Consider the following 16586-nt stretch of genomic DNA (forward strand, 5'->3'; position numbering starts at 1 on the left):
TGCGGTGGCCGAGCAGGTTGACGGTTTCCAACGTGTACACCCCGTGTAGGCGCAGGTAACGGGCTACAGTGGCCGGAGGTATAGAGATTAACCCCGTGACGCGCCTGGCAGGCCCTTGCGTGCCTTTTCCCGGCCCATGTCGAGGCGGTGGACGTGCTTGCCACGAAACATGATCACGTGTTCGCCCTGACGCTTCGCATAAGCCTTCTGCAATTCCGCAATCACCTGTGGCCGGTACTTTTTTGTCTGCACCCGCCCGTCGGGGTTAAGCCGGATGATGCCGCCGGTGAAACTGATTCGGTCCCACGTCCGGTCGGTGATGGCTTCCGGCCGCGCTCCGGTGGCGAGGCCAGTGAGGATGAACACACGCACATGGTCCTGCGTCGCTCCCTGATAGAGCGCCCTCGCCTCTTCACGGCTCAGAGGACGTCTCATGATAGGCGCTTCAATGGCGAGGAGCATCTGGATGAATGGCGCCGAGGAAATCACACCCCGCTTCGACGAGCGAAATATGGCTGGATTGCCGCAACTAAAAGTTATTCCCAACCCTCCCGGATATTCCCGCAAGGTAGCGGTCTGATAGAATGGAAGTCACCTTTCATAAGGAGCGAGCATGTTCGGCAAGAAGACCGTTTTCGTCGTGGGTGCAGGCGCGGGTGTCGAGTATCACATGCCGATGGGCAAGGAGCTCAAGTCCAGTATTGAGAGTAAGCTTACGGCAAATGAAGATCCTCTGTGGCATTCACTGGCCGCGCCGCTCGCCCTCGCCAATCAAAACGAGGCGATGAAATATCACGAGCTGAAAAAGTTCATTGCTTCGAACATGGGCCGCGCCGAATCCATCGACAACTTCCTACACACGCACTCGGAGAACCATAACCTCGTCACTATCGGCAAGACGGCAATTGCGTTGTGCATTCTGGAGGCCGAGCGCGGCAGCTCTTTCATGCCGTACGACAAACGCAACAACGACCCCTTCAGCTATCTCCGTACGGTTTCCGACAGCTGGCTCACGCGGTTTTGTACGATGGCCCTCACTGGCATCTTGCGCAGCGAGGCGCGGCATGCGTTCGACAACGTCACCATCGTAACCTTCAATTACGACCGCTGCATCGAAATGTACCTCGTGGACCACATTAAGGACTATCTCGGCATGCGCGTAGAGGAAGCTCGCGAAATCGTGGATGCCATCAATATCATCCATGTCTACGGCAAGGTGGGGAAGCTTCCCTGGCAGAAAGGCCCAGCTCCGGAGGTGGCATACGGGATGCGCCTTGCGAACGAACAACTCCTGACGGTGAGCCAACAAATCAGGACCTTTACCGAACGGCTCGACCAAGACGACACCCAGCAGCGTATCGAGACAGAGCTCGCAGACGCCGAGCTGGTTGTTTTCTCCGGTTTTTCCTATGGCAGCTCAAACTGGGAATTTCTCCAGAACGCCACTCCTGGTCCGAGAAAGAACGTCATCGCAGGTGTATACGGCATCAGTGAGCCCAACCAAGCCAACATTGCAAACCGCCTGCGAAATGAGTTGCATCCCGGCGCGGAAGTGGTCGTTCATACCTGCCAGAAGGGCTTTTTGGATCTCCTGTACGACTACTCCACATTCTTCGAATAGGTCGAAGTCTTCAGCTACATTGCGTCACTGTATCCATGCCTTGACATATACGCGGCTACCTTCATCTCTGGACAATTTGGTTAGTATATCGAGAATTCTCCTGTTTTTGTCAGAATCTCGAATTGAATAAACGAAGTTTTTTCCATTGGATTCAACTAATCTGGCATCTTCTAGGGAATCGCCAGATCTTTCAAGAAATTCCGTGAGAACTCCGATATCTTCGTCATCAAATATCCCAATTTCTAAATTGATTTCAGGTGTACGTGCCGAGCCAATAAGGGATGATTTTCTCATTTTCCGGCTGTTAAGCCAATTTATAACCTCTGCATCGGAATTCTCCTTCTCCAAGAATCTAAGGCGTGAGCGGATTTCCTCTAATTCATCGAGAATAACCTTGTCGGATGGGCTAGCATGTAAACGAAACACTATCTTGTCCTGTGTACGGGTCACGGGGTTTTCCACCTCGTGACTGCCCTCGAATACCGCTTCCAGCGTCTTCCTCAGCCTCACTTTCGACTGCTCGACCTGCTGGAATGTGTTTCTGGCGTAGTGAACGGACCGGAAGGTGGTGATGTCAAAAGGGATCGGTTCGCCTTCCCGATGCATGTGGACGATTGGCAATCGCACAACGTGTCTAATACCTATTTCGTAGAAGACGTTCGGGTTGAGGCCAGTGAGGTCCGCAATGACCAGCTCGGCCTCCAAAAGAGGCCGGATAATCTGGGAGTCGATCAAGCCGGGGCTAGCTATAGTGTCAGCCCGCACCACGTCGAAATCGGCATAGTGCTCAGTCATAACCGGCTTAATAATGCCGTCGAGCAACCAATCAGCGTTGACGCGAGCGTCGCTGTCATCAGCCCCGATTGGACTCACTACGAAACATGTCTTCTTGCCAGCTTTAGCCAAATCTTCCTCCCGCGCTCAAGCAAGCCTCTAACACCACGTTATACACGCTGCGGTATACCATTCTAGGCCGCATCATCAGTCCTGCGAGCAACATCACAGGAGACATCCACCATGAAACTTTCCCCAGAAACGTGGGCGCGTCCGCGCCCGCAGCGATACCCTTTGACCTTTGAGCAGCCCGAGCTGCCCCTCCCATGACGGCCAATCGCGCCAAGGACGCCGGCGCCCGTGCGAGGAGTGTCAGATGGCCTCGTGCCCCTGCATCAACTGGCGAGCATTCGACGAAAGGAGGTGATCCGATCTAGGCAGCAGGAAAGGCGCCTAAACCTGCCGAGAGTCCGGCCGCTCATAAAAGGTAGCCGACTAGATGGCTGCTCGGCGCCCACCTCCCCGCCTTGAACGGCCTACCGCCTCTGGCACGCGAATGTGCCGGAGGCTTTTTTATGGAGCTTCCCATGGACTTGGAGATCTACGTGAACGGCACCGAGATTCCGGCGCTATATGACTTCTATGCGGACGTTGAGGGCACCATCTTCACGATGTTTCCGCCGCCGCCAAACGACCCCACCAGCCTGCTCCAGATGGTTTTGGAGCCGGATGTGGAATACCCAACGCCAATCAGCGCGAGGCCATCAGGGACATGGTCAGCGGCTACCACTTGACCGTCTATGTATTCCCACCACTGAAAACGATTAGCCCCCGCAAGGGAGTTATTTTGCGCCCGTGGCCCTTGCCCCCCCATCCGCCTGAGCGGGCGCATGAAGACCCTGCACTACTACACCTTCGCCGGATACCAGCGCCACGTGGCCGTTGAAGGCACTGTCGCCTACCCCCCTCGAAAACGCCCCTGCTGGGAGCGCCGTGCATTACACCGACGACACCACTAATGCCGTCCGCGCTGGCAAAGCGCGTTGGACGAAGCTGCTCGACAACTCCGGTACTGTCTCTGGCGCCACCGCCCTCCGCGTCGAGTTGGGCAAGTCTCTCGACTTCTTCGCCCTCTTCACCGTTGAGCATGGGGCGGCCGACCCCGTGCTCGGATGCGCGGGAGAACTGGCACGCATGAATGCAACTTTGGCAGCCGTGAATGCTGACCTACGCTGCACCGCTATTATGGCATATGAATGCAGCATGTTTTCTAATTAGGATAAACTTTTTTAGGGTCTCGCGCTAACTCCGCCAGAAGGGCTGCGTTTTTGTCTTCTAGTAGAATCTTACCATCACCAGACACCAACCGTTTTTCGACGGGCGAGACCAACTCCTCAATGAACCTTACCGTGGCTTGGTCGTCCAAACCGACGTCAATGAGGTACTTGCCGCGCTTCACGGGTGACTTGGACATCTATCGCTCCATTTGATGGCTTAGTGTTCCCGATTGAGCCACAACAAAGCTAGTATGAGGCCCCCCAAAACATCAATAGGGGGCAATTCCTCAACCCCGAGGAATGGAGGGAAAGCTCGTACGCAACTAGCACGCAAACTGCGGCACATTGCCCATTCTCCCGCCTCTTTACGTATTTTTCACGATCCTAATACACACAAAACGGCCGCTAGTTGGGTATTTTGCGTTACCTCAACCACCAGGCCCACCATCGCGGCCAGTGCCACGCCATGCTGACCATGGTCGAAGGCCCGAGCCTTTCGCTGGACCTCATCTATTTCGCGCGGACGGAGGGGGTGGAATTCCTCTAGACCCCATCGCCATCCCCTTGTGTCGAGACGGACGGGATTCGGCCGCCCCGCCTTGTCAACAGGTCTGGATTTAAAGGCGAGTGGCATCTTCCAGTTCCTGCAACAGTAGTGATACAGTAGCAGCGTATGGAAGCGCTCATTCCCGATTTGCGGGGGCGGCTCCGCGCTGTCACCCAGGTGACAGGCAGGGGCGTTCGGGGATGAAATAGTCGCAGCCATTGGGGCCGACGCCGAATGGCGCGCGCCTCGCCCGGAGAGAGGAAAAACAATGGCAAGAACGACCGAAGAGTGGGCCGGCCTGCTCGGCAGTACGCTTTGCAAGATGGCGCGCGTCTATGGCACGGACGCCCCCGACGCCTACCTGCCCGAAGATTGCTACCCCGTCATCGAAAAGACCTTCGAGGTGGCGATGAAGGAAGCGCGCGCGGAGGGCTATGCCGCCGCCATGCGCGACATGCAGCAGAACCGCCCGGCCCGCAGCGCCGGCGCGCCGCGCCTGACGGTGATCGGCCAGGTCATGCGGGTCTTCCCGCTCGGCCGCCGCTTCGCCTGAGCGATCCCCTCTCCCGCGGCGCCGCGTCTTTGCGGCGCTGCCGGTTGCGCGAAGTTGCGCATCGTCAAGTCCGGTCGCTTTGTTAGTTCAGCACACGCAAAATTAACCGCGCAATCCGATAGTTACGCCGACTGACTTTCCCCCGGCGCCGGCTTTTGCCGCGCCCCATCCGACGGCGTTTCATGAGTAGCAAAGCCACCCCAGTCTCCAGGGACACCCAGCCGGCCGTTCCGCCGATCATGGCGCGCATCGCCCATGTCATGGCCAATCTCGGCATCGCCGCCCTGCCGCGCAATTACGAACTGCTGTTCGAGGCGCTGAACGGCAATGCCGGCGTGGCGCGCGAGATCGCCGCGCTCGGCAAGGCGCCCGAACAGGGCGCACTCGATGCCGTCGCGCTGCGCCATTCGCTGCCCACCCACAATGTCCTTGCCGCCGGGCAGGCCGCCGGCGAAGCCGTGCAACTGCTGTCGGAGATCGCCCGCACCGCAGACGAAAGCCACCGCCAGCGCGCCGCCGCCGTGCAGGAGCTGGAAGAGATCGCCGCGCGCATGAACCGCGACCCGGTGCTCGGCATTTCCGATTTCGCCAGCGACACGGTGCGCCTGCTCTCGCTGGTGCGCGACATTCTCGGCACCGACCGGCTCGCCGCCCTGCGCATGGGCGACCTCCAGGCCCATCTCGACGGCCTGCGCTCCGGCCTTGCCGTCAGCCGCGAGGCGCTGACGCATGATCCGGTGACCGGCCTTGCCAATCATGCCGCGCTGCTCGGCCGCCTCCGGGGCTTCTTCAAGGACGAGGCGGCGGAAGGCACGGCCGCGCTGCTGCTCTTCCGGGTCGAACAGCTCAAGGACTTCGCCGAAAGCCATCCGGCGGGCGCGGCGGAAAAGACGCTGAAGCGGCTCGCCGCTATCTTCCGCCGCTCGGTGAAGAAGGAGGACTTCGTCGCCCGCACCGCGCCCGACGCCTTCTGCCTGCTGCTGCGCAATGTCGACCGGGAGATCGCCGTCACCATCGCGCGCCGCGTCGCCGCGCGGGTCGCGGAAAAGCCCTTCCCCTTCATGGACCGCGAACTGCCGGCCGGCTTCCTGACGCTGACGGCGGGCGTGGCGATGAGCGATTCGGCGCAGACCCCCGCCGCCTTCTACGATCAGGCCGACCAGGCGCTCGCCTATGCGGCCGAAATCGGCATCGCGCTGCGCATCTATTCGGCGGAAGTCGCCGAACGCACGGGCCGTACCTACAAGGGCCAATAGCGCGGCCCGATGGCCGCGTCTTTCGGCGAAATGTGAACGCAAAACCGCTTCGCACTTTTGCGGAAATTGCTCTATAGACCCGGCATGATCACGATTTCCGGCCTCACCGCCCGCGTTGCCGGGCGTCTCCTCATCGATAACGCCACCCTTTCGCTGCCGAGCGGCGTGAAAGTGGGTCTCGTCGGCCGCAACGGCACCGGCAAGTCCACGCTGTTCCGCGTCATCACCGGCCAGCTTGCCGCCGAAGCCGGCAGCATTTCGCTGCCGAAGAACGCGCGCATCGGCCAGGTGGCGCAGGAAGCGCCGGGCACGGACGACTCCCTCATCGAGATCGTGCTGGCCGCCGATACGGAGCGCGCCAGCCTTCTCAAGGAGGCCGAGACGGCGAGCGACCCGCACCGCATCGCGGAGATCCAGACGCGGCTTGCCGATATCGGCGCCCATTCGGCCGAAGCGCGCGCGGCGAGCATTCTTGCCGGCCTCGGCTTCGACCATGAGGCGCAGCAGCGCCCGGCCAAGAGCTTTTCCGGCGGCTGGCGCATGCGCGTCGCGCTCGCCTCGGTGCTGTTCTCCGAGCCCGACCTCCTGCTGCTGGACGAACCGACCAACTATCTCGACCTCGAAGGCACGCTCTGGCTGGAAGACTATGTGCGGCGCTATCCGCACACCGTCATCATCATCAGCCACGACCGGGACCTCCTCAATACCGCCGTCAACGCCATTGTGCATCTCGACCAGCAGAAGCTGACCTTCTATCGCGGCTCCTACGACCAGTTCGAGCGCCAGAAGGCGGAAGCCGACGAATTGCAGATGAAGGCGAAGGCCAAGAACGAGGCCGCGCGCAAGCACCTGCAGAGCTTCATCGACCGCTTCAAGGCCAAGGCCACCAAGGCCAAGCAGGCGCAGAGCCGCGTGAAGGCGCTGGAGCGCATGGGCACGGTCGCGGCGGTCGTGGAAACCCACGTCCAGCCGATCACCTTCCCCGAGCCGGAAAAGCAGCCCGCCTCGCCCATCGTCGCCATCGAGGGCGGCGCGGTCGGCTATGTGCCGGGCAAGCCGATCCTCAAGCAGATCAACCTTCGCATCGACAATGACGACCGCATCGCCCTGCTCGGCTCGAACGGCAACGGCAAGTCGACCTTCGCCAAGTTCATCTCCGGGCGGCTGGAAGCCGAATCGGGCGCGGTCAAGCGCGCGCCGGGCCTCAAGATCGGCTTCTTCGCCCAGCACCAGCTCGACGACCTCATGCCCGAACAGTCGCCGGTGGAACATGTGCGCCGGCTGATGCCGGAGGCGCCCGAGGCCAAGGTGCGCGCCCGCGTCGCGCAGATGGGCCTTGCCACCGAGAAGATGTCGACCGCCGCCAAGGATCTGTCGGGCGGCGAGAAGGCCCGCCTGCTGATGGGCCTTGCCGCCTTCGATGCGCCGAACCTTCTCATCCTCGACGAGCCGACCAACCATCTCGACATCGACAGCCGCCGCGCGCTGATCGAGGCGCTGAACGACTATGACGGCGCCGTCATCCTCATCTCGCACGACCGGCACCTGATCGAGGCGACCGTCGACCGGCTCTGGCTGGTCAACAACGGCACCGTCAAATCCTTCGACGGCGACATGGAGGAATATCGCGGCCTCATCGTCCAGTCCGGCAAGCGGGACGAGAAGGACAAGCCCGCCGCCGCCGGGGGCGAAGCCAACAAGGCGGAGCTGCGCAAGGCCAATGCCGACCGCCGCGCCCAGCTCGCCCCGCTGAAGAAAAAGATCAACGAAATCGAATCCCTGACGGGAAAACTGCAGAAGCAGATTCAGCTTCTTGATGCGGAACTTGCGGACCCCGCGCTCTACGAGAAAAATCCGGCCAAGGCCGCCGAGAAGGCCAAGCTCCGCTCCATGGCCGTCGACAAGCTCAACGACGCCGAGGAGCAATGGCTGGAGCTTTCCTCCGAATACGAGGAGGCGATGGCCGGCTGATCCCGGCCTCGCCTACAAGAAATGCCTGAAAAACAGGCAGATAGCCGGCTGCACACCCCTACGACGAAAGTCGTAGACGAGGCTTTCCGGCTTCTTCGTTCCGCGGCTTGAAACACCCCTCCCGACATGGTTAGCTCCCGCGTGATGACACGAGGGCGGGTGAAAACACCCGTTCGCCATTGGGAGGAAACTATGGATCGTCGTTCATTCATCAAGAAAGCCGGTTTGGCTGGCGTCGGCGGTGCGGCCGCCACGGTGCTTGCCGCCCCCGCGCTCGCGCAGAGCAACCCGAAGATCAACTGGCGTCTCGCCTCGTCCTTCCCCAAGTCGCTCGACACGATCTATGGCGGCGCGGAAGTGCTGTCGAAATACGTGTCCGAGGCGACGGACGGCAATTTCCAGATCCAGGTTTTCGCCGCCGGCGAAATCGTGCCCGGCCTGCAGGCCGCTGACGCCGCCGCCGCCGGCACCGTGGAAGCGGCCCATACCGTTTCCTACTACTACTGGGGCAAGGACCCCGTCTGGGCGCTCGGCGCGGCCGTGCCCTTCGCGCTCAATGCGCGCGGCATGAACGCCTGGCAGTACCATGGCGGCGGCATCGATCTCTTCAACGAATTCCTCGCCACGCAGGGCCTCGTCGGCTTCCCCGGCGGCAATACCGGCGTGCAGATGGGCGGCTGGTTCCGCAAGGAAATCAAGACCGTCGCCGACATGCAGGGCCTGAAGATGCGCATCGGCGGCTTCGCCGGCAAGGTCGTCGAAAAGCTCGGCGTCGTGCCGCAGCAGATCGCCGGCGGCGACATCTATCCCTCGCTCGAAAAAGGCACCATCGACGCCGCCGAATGGGTCGGCCCCTATGACGACGAGAAGCTCGGCTTCTACAAGGTCGCGCCCTACTACTACTATCCCGGCTGGTGGGAAGGCGGCCCGACGGTGCATGCCATGTTCAACAAGGCGGCCTTCGACGGCCTGCCGAAGGCCTATCAGTCGCTGCTGCGCACGGCGTGCCAGGCGACCGACGCCAACATGCTGCAGAAATACGACTACCTGAACCCCGCGGCCATCAAGCGCCTCGTCGCCGCCGGCGCGAAGCTGAGCCCGTTCAGCCAGGAAATCCTGTCGGCCTGCTTCGACGCGTCCAACGAGGTCTATGCCGAGATGGAAGCCTCGAACCCGACCTTCAAGAAGATCTGGGACTCGATCAAGGCCTTCCGCGGCGAGTACTACCTCAATGCCCAGATCGCCGAATACAACTACGACACCTTCATGATGATCCAGCAGCGCAGCAACAAGCTGTAAGCGGATCGGCATCGAAGTGGAAACGAACCCCGGGGCTTCCCCGGGGTTTTTCTTTGCGCCGGTCGCGGTCAGGCGGAAGGGCCGGAAAGCCTCTTCTCGAAGAACACGCGCTTGAAGCCGTCCTCCGCGCGGCGCGCCACCTCGACATAGCCGAGCCTTGGATAGATCGCGAGATTTTCCGCCATCTTCTCGTTCGTGTAGAGATGGACGGCGGAAAGGCCGCGCCGCAGCGTCTCCGCCTCGCAGAAGGCGATCAGCGCCTTGCCGACGCCGCGCCCGGCCGCCTCCGGCAGCACGGCGACGCTTTCCAGCAGCATGTGGTCGCCGTCGGGCAGGAAGATGATGAAGCCCAGGAAGGTACCGCCCTCCACCGCGACATGCACCGTGCCGGCCGCAATCTCCGCGGCGAAATCGGCAAGCATCGGCGCGGGCTTGCGGCCGATGGCGGCGACGTAGCGCGCATAGGCCTTTTCGGCGCAGTCGCGGATTTCAGCCTCGTCGTCCGGCCGGGCAAGCCTGATCATTGCTGTCTCTCCCCTCGTCCCGCTCCGTCATGCCTGCGGTCAGACGGGATGTATCATAGGCCCGACATGCCGGCGATGGCCGTGCAGGCGGCATTGCCACCGTTATGGCCGAGACAGGGTAACGTTACTGGAGCGCGTCCGTGCGCCGCGCTCCACCGGCCCTGCCGCAGGGCGGGATCGCCTATTTGGTGACCGTCAGCGTCGCGTGCATGCCGGCCTCGAAGTGACCCTTGATGTTGCACAGGAGAAGATAGGATCCGGGCTGAAGCTTCGCCTTGAGCTGTCCATCCCCGCCGGGCTTGAGGTCGGCGACCTCGCCCAAGGACTTCAACTGCTTTTCGTCGACGCGGTGTTTTCCGGGGAGCACATCGACCTTCTGCACCGGCGATTTCAGCCTGACCAGCACCATTTCATGCACTTCCGAAATAGCATCGTTGTGCACCTTGAAGATCGTCTCACCGGCCTTGACCGTCGACTGGCTGAGCGTCAGCGTCATCGGCCCGCCGCCTTCGCCGCCCTCGATGACGCTGACCGTGGTTGCCGCAAAGACGGGCGTCGCCGCCGTAACCACGACCATGGCTGCAAGCATGCTGCGGATGAATGTCATTTCGATTCCTCGGTTGATCACCGGCGTGACCTACGAAGGCAAGCTGACAGCGTGCTGAACAGTGCGCGGGCCGCCCCGACCGTGCCGTCTCCCATGGTCGCCCCCCCCATGATCGCCCCCCATGATCGGCCCAGCAAAAAACCGCCCGCAACGGGGTTGCGGGCGGTTCGTCGGGACTGGCAGTCGCGCCTGCCGTCAGTTGAAGGACGGCGGGCTCGAAAGGTCGGTGGCGGGCTTCTGCTCCGTGCCCTGCTGGCCGCCCTCGGCCGGCTTTTCGCCGCCGCTATCGAGCGGGTTGCCGGCGGGAAGCTGCAGGCCGCCCGGCAGGCCGAGGCCGCCGCCGCCATCGGGCAGGGTCATGCCGGTGCCGAAGCCGGGAACCTCGATCTTGATGGTCGCCGGATCGACGCCGCTGCCCTCGCCCTTGTAGTGCATGACCATGCTCGGGAAGAGGATCGTGAGGCCGACCATGACGATCTGGATGCAGACGAAGGGCACGGCCCCCCAGTAGATCTGCCCGGTCGTCACCGGCTGGGTCACCTTGCCCGTCACCTTGTCGAGATAGGGCACCTTGGCGGCGACCGAGCGCAGGTAGAAGAGCGCGAAACCGAAGGGCGGATGCATGAAGCTCGTCTGCATGTTGATGCCGAGCAGCACGCCGAACCAGATAAGGTCGATGCCGAGCTTGTCGGCGGCCGGCGCGAGCAGCGGCACGATGATGAAGGCGAGTTCGAAGAAATCGAGGAAGAACGCCAGGAAGAAGACCAGCAGGTTCACCGCGATCAGGAAGCCCGTCTCGCCGCCCGGCAGCGAGACCAGCAGGTGCTCGACCCACAGATGCCCGTTCACGCCGTAGAAGGTGAGCGAGAAGACGCGGGCGCCGATGAGGATGAAGAGCACGAAGGCCGACAGGCGCGTGGTGGCCGTCAGTGCCGAGCGCACCACGTCCAGGGTGAGCCGGCCCTTGGCCGCGGCCATGAACAGCGCGCCGACCGCGCCCATGGCGCCGCCTTCCGTCGGCGTCGCGATGCCGAGGAAGATCGTGCCGAGCACGAGGAAAATCAGCGCCAGCGGCGGGATCAGCACGATGATGACCTGCTGGGCAAGCCGCGACATCATGTTGATGTTCATCGTCTTGTCCGCCAGCGCCACGACATAGATGAAGATGACGCCGACGGTCGCGCCGAGAATGTCGGCATTCTCGCCATGGGTCGGCGAGAGATAGACATGGGCGGCATAGGCGATGCCGGCGGCGACGGCGAGCGCGATGAACAGCGACGTGACGCCCGAGCCGAGCGAACGCGCCTCCAGCGGCAAGGCCGGCATGGAGTTCGGCCGGATGATCGACATGATCAGCACGTAGCCCATGTAGAGGCCGGTCAGGACGAGGCCCGGAATGAGCGCGCCGGCATACATGTCGCCGACCGAGCGGCCAAGCTGGTCGGCAAGCACGATCAGCACGAGCGAGGGCGGGATGATCTGGGCGAGCGTGCCGGAAGCGGCGATGACGCCCGAGGCGATCGACCGGTCATAACCGTAGCGCAGCATGATCGGCAGCGAGATCAGGCCCATGGCGATGACCGAGGCGGCGACGACGCCGGTGGTGGCCGCCAGCAGCGCGCCGACGAAGATGACCGCATAGGCAAGACCGCCGCGGATGGGGCCGAAGAGCTGGCCGATCGTGTCGAGCAGGTCCTCGGCCATCCCGGAGCGTTCGAGCACGATGCCCATGAAGGTGAAGAAGGGGATGGCCAGCAACGTGTCGTTCGACATCACCCCCCATAGCCGTTCCGGCATCGCGTTGAGCAGCGGCCAGGAGAGATTGATCGAATCGGACAGCGGCGCGAGTTCCACGCCGATGACGAAGAAGAGCAGACCGTTCGCCGCGAGCGAGAACGCCACCGGATAGCCCAGCAGCAGGAACACGATCAGCGACACGAACATGATCGGCGCGAGATTTTCCGCAATGAACTCGATCATGCGCCCTTCTCCTCGGCTGCAACGTCAAGCGGTGCGTGGGTGGGCACGTAGGGGGTCGGGTCCTCCAGGTCGCCGCGCATGATGGCGAGCTTCTTGATGATTTCCGACACGCCCTGGAAGGCGAGCAGCACGAAGCCGGCGAGCAGGATGGCCTTGGCCGGCCAGACGATGAGGCCGCCGGCGCTGGAGGAGCCCTCGCCCGAGCGATAGGACATCAGCACATAGGGCACGAGGAAATAGACCATCAGCAGCACGAAGGGCATCAGGAACAGGAGATGGCCGAGCAGGTCGATCCAGTGCTGCACCCGGCGGGAAAACTTGCCGTAGACGACGTCGATGCGGATATGCTCGTTCTGCGCCAGCGTATAGGCGGCGGCCAGCATGAAGGCCCCGCCGAACAGGTACCATTGCGCCTCGAGCCAGGCATTGGACGATATGTTGAAAACCTTTCGGACGATGGCGTTTCCGGCGCTGACAAGCACGGCGACGAGGATCAGCCAGCCAACGGCCTTTCCGATATTTTCCGTGATAGCGTCGATGAGCCGGCTGAAAACCAGCAGCGTTTTCATGAGAACTCCTCCCCGCCCGGCGTGTTATTGCTTTGGTGCCAGGCACCGTCAGAGTGCCGATTTCAGGCCTCGTTTCAAGTCCACGGCCCTGTTTTCCCGGTCTTAGCGGCGGCATTAGACGAAAGGCGAAGACGGCATTTGGGCAGATGCACAAACGGTAGGCAGAAGACGGCGCAAGGGCGCTCTTGCCCCCGCCGAAGGTTCTGCTAAAACAACGGCCGATTTGTCATACAAATGAGGGCGGAGACATGTCACCGATCAATCTCGCAATCGTCGGCGTCGGCAAGATCGTGCGCGACCAGCATCTTCCGGCCGTTGCCGGCAATGGCGACTACCGGCTGATCGCCGCGGCGAGCCGGCACGGCACGGTCGACGGCATCGACAATTTCAAGTCGATCGACGCCATGCTGGCGGCGGTCCCTGCCATCGACGCCGTCTCACTGTGCATGCCGCCGCAATATCGCTACGAGGCGGCCGAAAAGGCGCTTTCGGCGGGAAAACATGTCTTCCTGGAAAAGCCGCCGGGCGCGACGCTCTCCGAGGTCGCCGACCTCGAGGCGCTTGCCGCCGCCAGGGGCGTGTCGCTCTTTGCAAGCTGGCATTCGCGTTATGCGCCGGCCGTCGAGGCGGCGAAGGCCCTCCTCGCCGGCACGACGATCCGCTCCATGCGGGTAATCTGGAAGGAAGACGTGCGCCACTGGCATCCCAACCAGGACTGGATCTGGCAGGCCGGCGGTCTCGGCGTGTTCGACCCCGGCATCAATGCGCTGTCCATCGTCACCCATATCCTGCCGCGCCCGGTCTTCATCACCGCCGCGACGCTGGAATTCCCGGAAAACCGCGACGCGCCCATCGCCGCGTCCATGACCTTCTCCGACGCGAAAGGCCTCGACCTTGCGGCCGAGTTCGACTGGCGCCAGACGGGCAAGCAGAGCTGGGACATCGTGGCGGAAACCGATGCCGGCCGCATGGTGCTCTCCGAGGGCGGCGCGAAACTCTCCGTCGACGGAAAGCTGGTGCATGACGAACCGGAGCAGGAATATCCGATGCTCTACAGGCGCTTTGCCGAGATCGTGAAGGCCGGGACGTCGGATGTCGACCTCGCCCCCCTCCGCCACGTCGCCGACGCCTTCATGCTCGGGCGGCGCAAGTTCGTCGACGCCTTCCACGATTAAGAAAAAGGCCCTCCGCACGGAGGGCCTTTTCATTTGTCCCGATCCCTTTGCATCGATCAGGCCGCGGCGGCGACCGGGCGCGACCCCGGCCGCCGGAGCAGCAGCACCGAGAGCGCGGCCAGCACGCACATCAGGCCGGCGATCTGCAGGGCGGGCATATAGGTGTCGTAGTCGCTCTTGAGAGTGCCGGCGCCGAAGGCGGCGGTGGCGGCGCCCAGCTGGTGGCCGGCGAAGACCCAACCGAAGACCAGCCCGGCCTTCTCGCGGCCGAAATTCTCCGCCGCCAGCTTGACGGTCGGCGGCACCGTCGCGACCCAGTCGAGGCCGTAGAAGACGGCGAAGACCGAGAGTTCCAGCATGCTGAAACCGGAGACCGACAGGTAGAGCAGCGACAGGCCCCGAAGACCGTAGAACCAGAAGAGCAGGAAGCGGTTGTCGTAGCGGTCGGACAGCCAGCCGGCGAAGACGGTGCCGATGAAATCGAAGATGCCGATGACCGCGAGCGTGCCCGCCGCCGTGACCGCCGCCATGCCGAAATCGCCGCAGATCGAGATCCAGTGGGTCTGGATGAGGCCGTTGGTCGACAGGCCGCAGACGAAGAACGTGCCGAACAGCACCCAGAAGACCGGGTTGCCGGAGACGCTGCGCAGGGTGACGAGCGGGGCGAGCAGCGTGGCGCCGAGGGAATGGTCCTGCCGGGGCGGCACGGCGACGGCCGTCTCGCCATAGGCCGGCAGGCCGACATCGGCCGGGTGATCGCGCATCAGGAGAAGCACGAGCAGCATGGCGGCGGCGATGACGGCGACGGAGAGCGTCAGCGCCGCGCGCCAGCCATAGGCCTCCGTCAGCGCGGCGAGCAGCGGCAGGAAGACGAGCTGGCCGGTGGCGTTGCTGGCCGTCATCAGGCCGACGACGAGACCGCGGCGCTTGGAAAACCAGCGCGTCGCGACCGTAGCGCCCAGCACCAGCGCCGTCATGCCGGTGCCGACGCCGATCACCACGCCCCACAGCAGCAGGAGCTGCCAGACCTCGGCCATGAAGAAGGAGGCGACGATGCCGCCCATGATGAGGGCGAGCGCGCTGGCCACCACCTGGCGGATGCCGAAATGGTTCATGAAGGCGGCGGCGAAGGGGCCGAGCAGGCCGAACAAAACCAGCCGCACCGCCATGGCGGAGGAAATGTCGGCGATGTCCCAGCCGAATTCCTCGTGCAGCGGCTGAATCATGACGCCCGCCGAGCCCATGGCGCCGGCCGTCGCCAGCATGGTGAGGAAGGTGGTCGCGGCGACCACCCAGCCATAGTGGAGATTTCGGCGCGCCATCCATCGGGCGAGGCTTGCGGAGACCATGGTCGACGTTCCTTTCATAGTGCCGCCGATGCGGCTGGCTTTTCGTGATGCCGCCGGTTCGGCGGGTTTTCCGGGTATCTGCCCGCAGATACGGGCAGATACCCCTTTCCTGTCAAAAAAACTCAGAGCGCGGCGAGAAGCCGCCGCAACTGTTCGGCGCCGTCGGGCCCGAGGCGCGATTCGATGCCCGCCTGGACGCCATCCCACAGCGGTGCGCCTTCCGTCAGCACCGCCTGCCCCGCCTCGCTCACCGTCAGCGTGGCCTCGCGCTGGTCCTTGCCGGGGCGAATATCCACCAGCCCCATGCGCTCCAGCACCTTGGCATTGCGCCCCACCGTCGAGCGGTCGAGTTCGACGCGCTGGCCAAGATCGGTCAGCGACACCGGCGCCATGCGGTTGATGTTCCGCAGCAGGCTGAATTGCGCAATGTTCACGCCAAGCGGCTGCAGCGCCTCGTCATAGTAGGACGAGACGCGGCGCGAGGCCTTGCGCAAGACGATGCAGTGGCAGAGGTCCTTGGTCATGTCGCGGGTATATACCCATGAATGCCCCGCGCGCAAGAGGGTGCGCGCGACCGCCGCCCTCTCCCGGCGGCGGTCCACGCCCGATCGTGTCGGAGAATGCGATGGATCAGGCCTTCTTCGCCCAGCGCCCGTCGCTGTTCTGCTGCCAGTAGGTGAGCGTGTGGCCCTCGCCCTTCAGGCGCTTCCAGTGCGCGCGCGCCGTCTCCACCTCGTCCTGGTCGTAGCCGTCGAACATGAAGATGACGCGCTCATAGGCATCGAGCGGCGGCGGCTCGGCGCCGGCGACGAGGAAGCGCACGGTGGCGGCGTTCGGATTGTCGGGCGAAGCCGTCAGCAGCACGGGCTGGTCGGCCGGAAAGGCCTGCTCGTCCGTGCCGTGCGGCAGGAAACTGTCCTCGCGGAAGGTCCACAGATGCGTGTCGAGCGCGTCGCGGCGCTCGGCATCGCCCGCCTGCACGACGACGCGCCAGCCGCGCTCCAGGCTCTTGTCGAGCAGAGGCGGCAGCGCGTCTTCGAGCTTGGATTCCGTCAGGTGATAGAAGAGGACCTCGCTCACCTCT

General features: G+C 63.1%; 18 protein-coding genes and 1 pseudogene. 9 read left to right on the forward strand and 10 right to left on the reverse strand.

The features are described 5' to 3' along the window. Nucleotides 1-87 precede the first annotated feature (87 nt). Nucleotides 88-435 (reverse strand): hypothetical protein, encoded by a 348-nt coding sequence (locus tag V8U06_RS05770; RefSeq protein ID WP_427139856.1) that lies wholly within the window; start codon nucleotides 433-435, stop codon nucleotides 88-90. Between the two features lie 178 nt (nucleotides 436-613). On the opposite strand from V8U06_RS05770, the gene V8U06_RS05775 reads away from it, so the two are divergent. Next, nucleotides 614-1621, forward strand: a complete 1008-nt coding sequence (locus V8U06_RS05775; protein ID WP_427139857.1) for a hypothetical protein — start codon at nucleotides 614-616, stop codon at nucleotides 1619-1621. Nucleotides 1622-1645: 24 nt separating this feature from the next. On the opposite strand, the gene V8U06_RS05780 is transcribed toward V8U06_RS05775, so the two are convergent. Then, the gene (locus tag V8U06_RS05780; RefSeq protein WP_427139858.1) at nucleotides 1646-2527 is read right to left on the reverse strand and encodes a hypothetical protein; all 882 of its coding nucleotides are present in this window, start codon (nucleotides 2525-2527) and stop codon (nucleotides 1646-1648) included. A gap of 455 nt (nucleotides 2528-2982) precedes the next feature. On the opposite strand from V8U06_RS05780, the gene V8U06_RS05785 reads away from it, so the two are divergent. Both V8U06_RS05785 and V8U06_RS05790 read left to right on the forward strand, forming a co-directional pair. After that, complete coding sequence (locus V8U06_RS05785) at nucleotides 2983-3189, forward strand: hypothetical protein (protein ID WP_427139859.1); 207 nt, start codon at nucleotides 2983-2985, stop codon at nucleotides 3187-3189. Between the two features lie 199 nt (nucleotides 3190-3388). Further along, nucleotides 3389-3673, forward strand: coding sequence for a hypothetical protein (locus V8U06_RS05790; protein WP_427139860.1), 285 nt, complete (start codon nucleotides 3389-3391; stop codon nucleotides 3671-3673). On the opposite strand, the gene V8U06_RS05795 is transcribed toward V8U06_RS05790, so the two are convergent. Further along, complete coding sequence (locus V8U06_RS05795; RefSeq protein WP_427139861.1) at nucleotides 3666-3869, reverse strand: hypothetical protein; 204 nt, start codon at nucleotides 3867-3869, stop codon at nucleotides 3666-3668. The two genes, V8U06_RS05790 and V8U06_RS05795, sit on opposite strands and share 8 nt — an antisense overlap. Nucleotides 3870-4099: 230 nt before the next feature. On the opposite strand from V8U06_RS05795, the pseudogene V8U06_RS05800 reads away from it, so the two are divergent. From V8U06_RS05800 to V8U06_RS05820, 5 genes and pseudogenes are all read left to right on the forward strand, one after another. Beyond that, nucleotides 4100-4219, forward strand: a pseudogene (locus V8U06_RS05800) (DinB family protein); the annotation flags it as partial. Between the two features lie 268 nt (nucleotides 4220-4487). Continuing rightward, nucleotides 4488-4772, forward strand: coding sequence for a hypothetical protein (locus V8U06_RS05805; protein ID WP_226919729.1), 285 nt, complete (start codon nucleotides 4488-4490; stop codon nucleotides 4770-4772). A 182-nt stretch (nucleotides 4773-4954) separates the two neighbouring features. Beyond that, a complete protein-coding gene (locus tag V8U06_RS05810) occupies nucleotides 4955-6028 on the forward strand; it encodes a GGDEF domain-containing protein (RefSeq protein ID WP_427139862.1) in 1074 nt (357 codons plus the stop codon). An 84-nt stretch (nucleotides 6029-6112) separates the two neighbouring features. Beyond that, complete coding sequence (locus V8U06_RS05815; protein ID WP_427139863.1) at nucleotides 6113-7999, forward strand: ABC-F family ATP-binding cassette domain-containing protein; 1887 nt, start codon at nucleotides 6113-6115, stop codon at nucleotides 7997-7999. A 192-nt stretch (nucleotides 8000-8191) separates the two neighbouring features. Then, on the forward strand, nucleotides 8192-9298 hold the full coding sequence (locus V8U06_RS05820; protein WP_427139864.1) for a TRAP transporter substrate-binding protein: 1107 nt from the start codon (nucleotides 8192-8194) through the stop codon (nucleotides 9296-9298). 68 nt (nucleotides 9299-9366) lie between these two features. Here the strand turns inward: V8U06_RS05820 and V8U06_RS05825 are convergent, their stop codons facing one another. From V8U06_RS05825 to V8U06_RS05840, 4 genes are all read right to left on the reverse strand, one after another. Beyond that, on the reverse strand, nucleotides 9367-9822 hold the full coding sequence (locus tag V8U06_RS05825) for a GNAT family N-acetyltransferase (RefSeq protein WP_427139865.1): 456 nt from the start codon (nucleotides 9820-9822) through the stop codon (nucleotides 9367-9369). Between the two features lie 181 nt (nucleotides 9823-10003). Then, complete coding sequence (locus tag V8U06_RS05830; RefSeq protein WP_427139866.1) at nucleotides 10004-10429, reverse strand: copper resistance protein; 426 nt, start codon at nucleotides 10427-10429, stop codon at nucleotides 10004-10006. A 195-nt stretch (nucleotides 10430-10624) separates the two neighbouring features. Continuing rightward, nucleotides 10625-12409: a TRAP transporter large permease gene (locus V8U06_RS05835; protein WP_427139867.1), complete on the reverse strand. Its 1785-nt coding sequence runs from the start codon at nucleotides 12407-12409 to the stop codon at nucleotides 10625-10627. Next, nucleotides 12406-12978: a TRAP transporter small permease subunit gene (locus V8U06_RS05840; RefSeq protein ID WP_427139868.1), complete on the reverse strand. Its 573-nt coding sequence runs from the start codon at nucleotides 12976-12978 to the stop codon at nucleotides 12406-12408. The genes V8U06_RS05835 and V8U06_RS05840 overlap by 4 nt, the downstream gene beginning before the upstream one ends. Before the next feature lie 248 nt (nucleotides 12979-13226). On the opposite strand from V8U06_RS05840, the gene V8U06_RS05845 reads away from it, so the two are divergent. Continuing rightward, entirely contained in the window at nucleotides 13227-14153 is a 927-nt protein-coding gene (locus V8U06_RS05845) for a Gfo/Idh/MocA family protein (protein ID WP_427139869.1), read from the forward strand. 56 nt (nucleotides 14154-14209) lie between these two features. Here the strand turns inward: V8U06_RS05845 and V8U06_RS05850 are convergent, their stop codons facing one another. The 3 genes from V8U06_RS05850 to V8U06_RS05860 all read right to left on the reverse strand — a co-directional run bounded on the left by V8U06_RS05850 (nucleotide 14210) and on the right by V8U06_RS05860 (nucleotide 16582). Continuing rightward, nucleotides 14210-15502, reverse strand: a complete 1293-nt coding sequence (locus V8U06_RS05850; protein ID WP_427139870.1) for an MFS transporter — start codon at nucleotides 15500-15502, stop codon at nucleotides 14210-14212. Between the two features lie 122 nt (nucleotides 15503-15624). Beyond that, the gene (locus tag V8U06_RS05855) at nucleotides 15625-16026 is read right to left on the reverse strand and encodes a MarR family winged helix-turn-helix transcriptional regulator (RefSeq protein ID WP_427139871.1); all 402 of its coding nucleotides are present in this window, start codon (nucleotides 16024-16026) and stop codon (nucleotides 15625-15627) included. Between the two features lie 106 nt (nucleotides 16027-16132). Then, complete coding sequence (locus tag V8U06_RS05860; protein ID WP_226919738.1) at nucleotides 16133-16582, reverse strand: DNA polymerase III subunit chi; 450 nt, start codon at nucleotides 16580-16582, stop codon at nucleotides 16133-16135. Nucleotides 16583-16586 lie beyond the last annotated feature (4 nt).

This window comes from Shinella sp. G-2 (assembly GCF_050172695.1).
GTDB lineage: Bacteria > Pseudomonadota > Alphaproteobacteria > Rhizobiales > Rhizobiaceae > Shinella.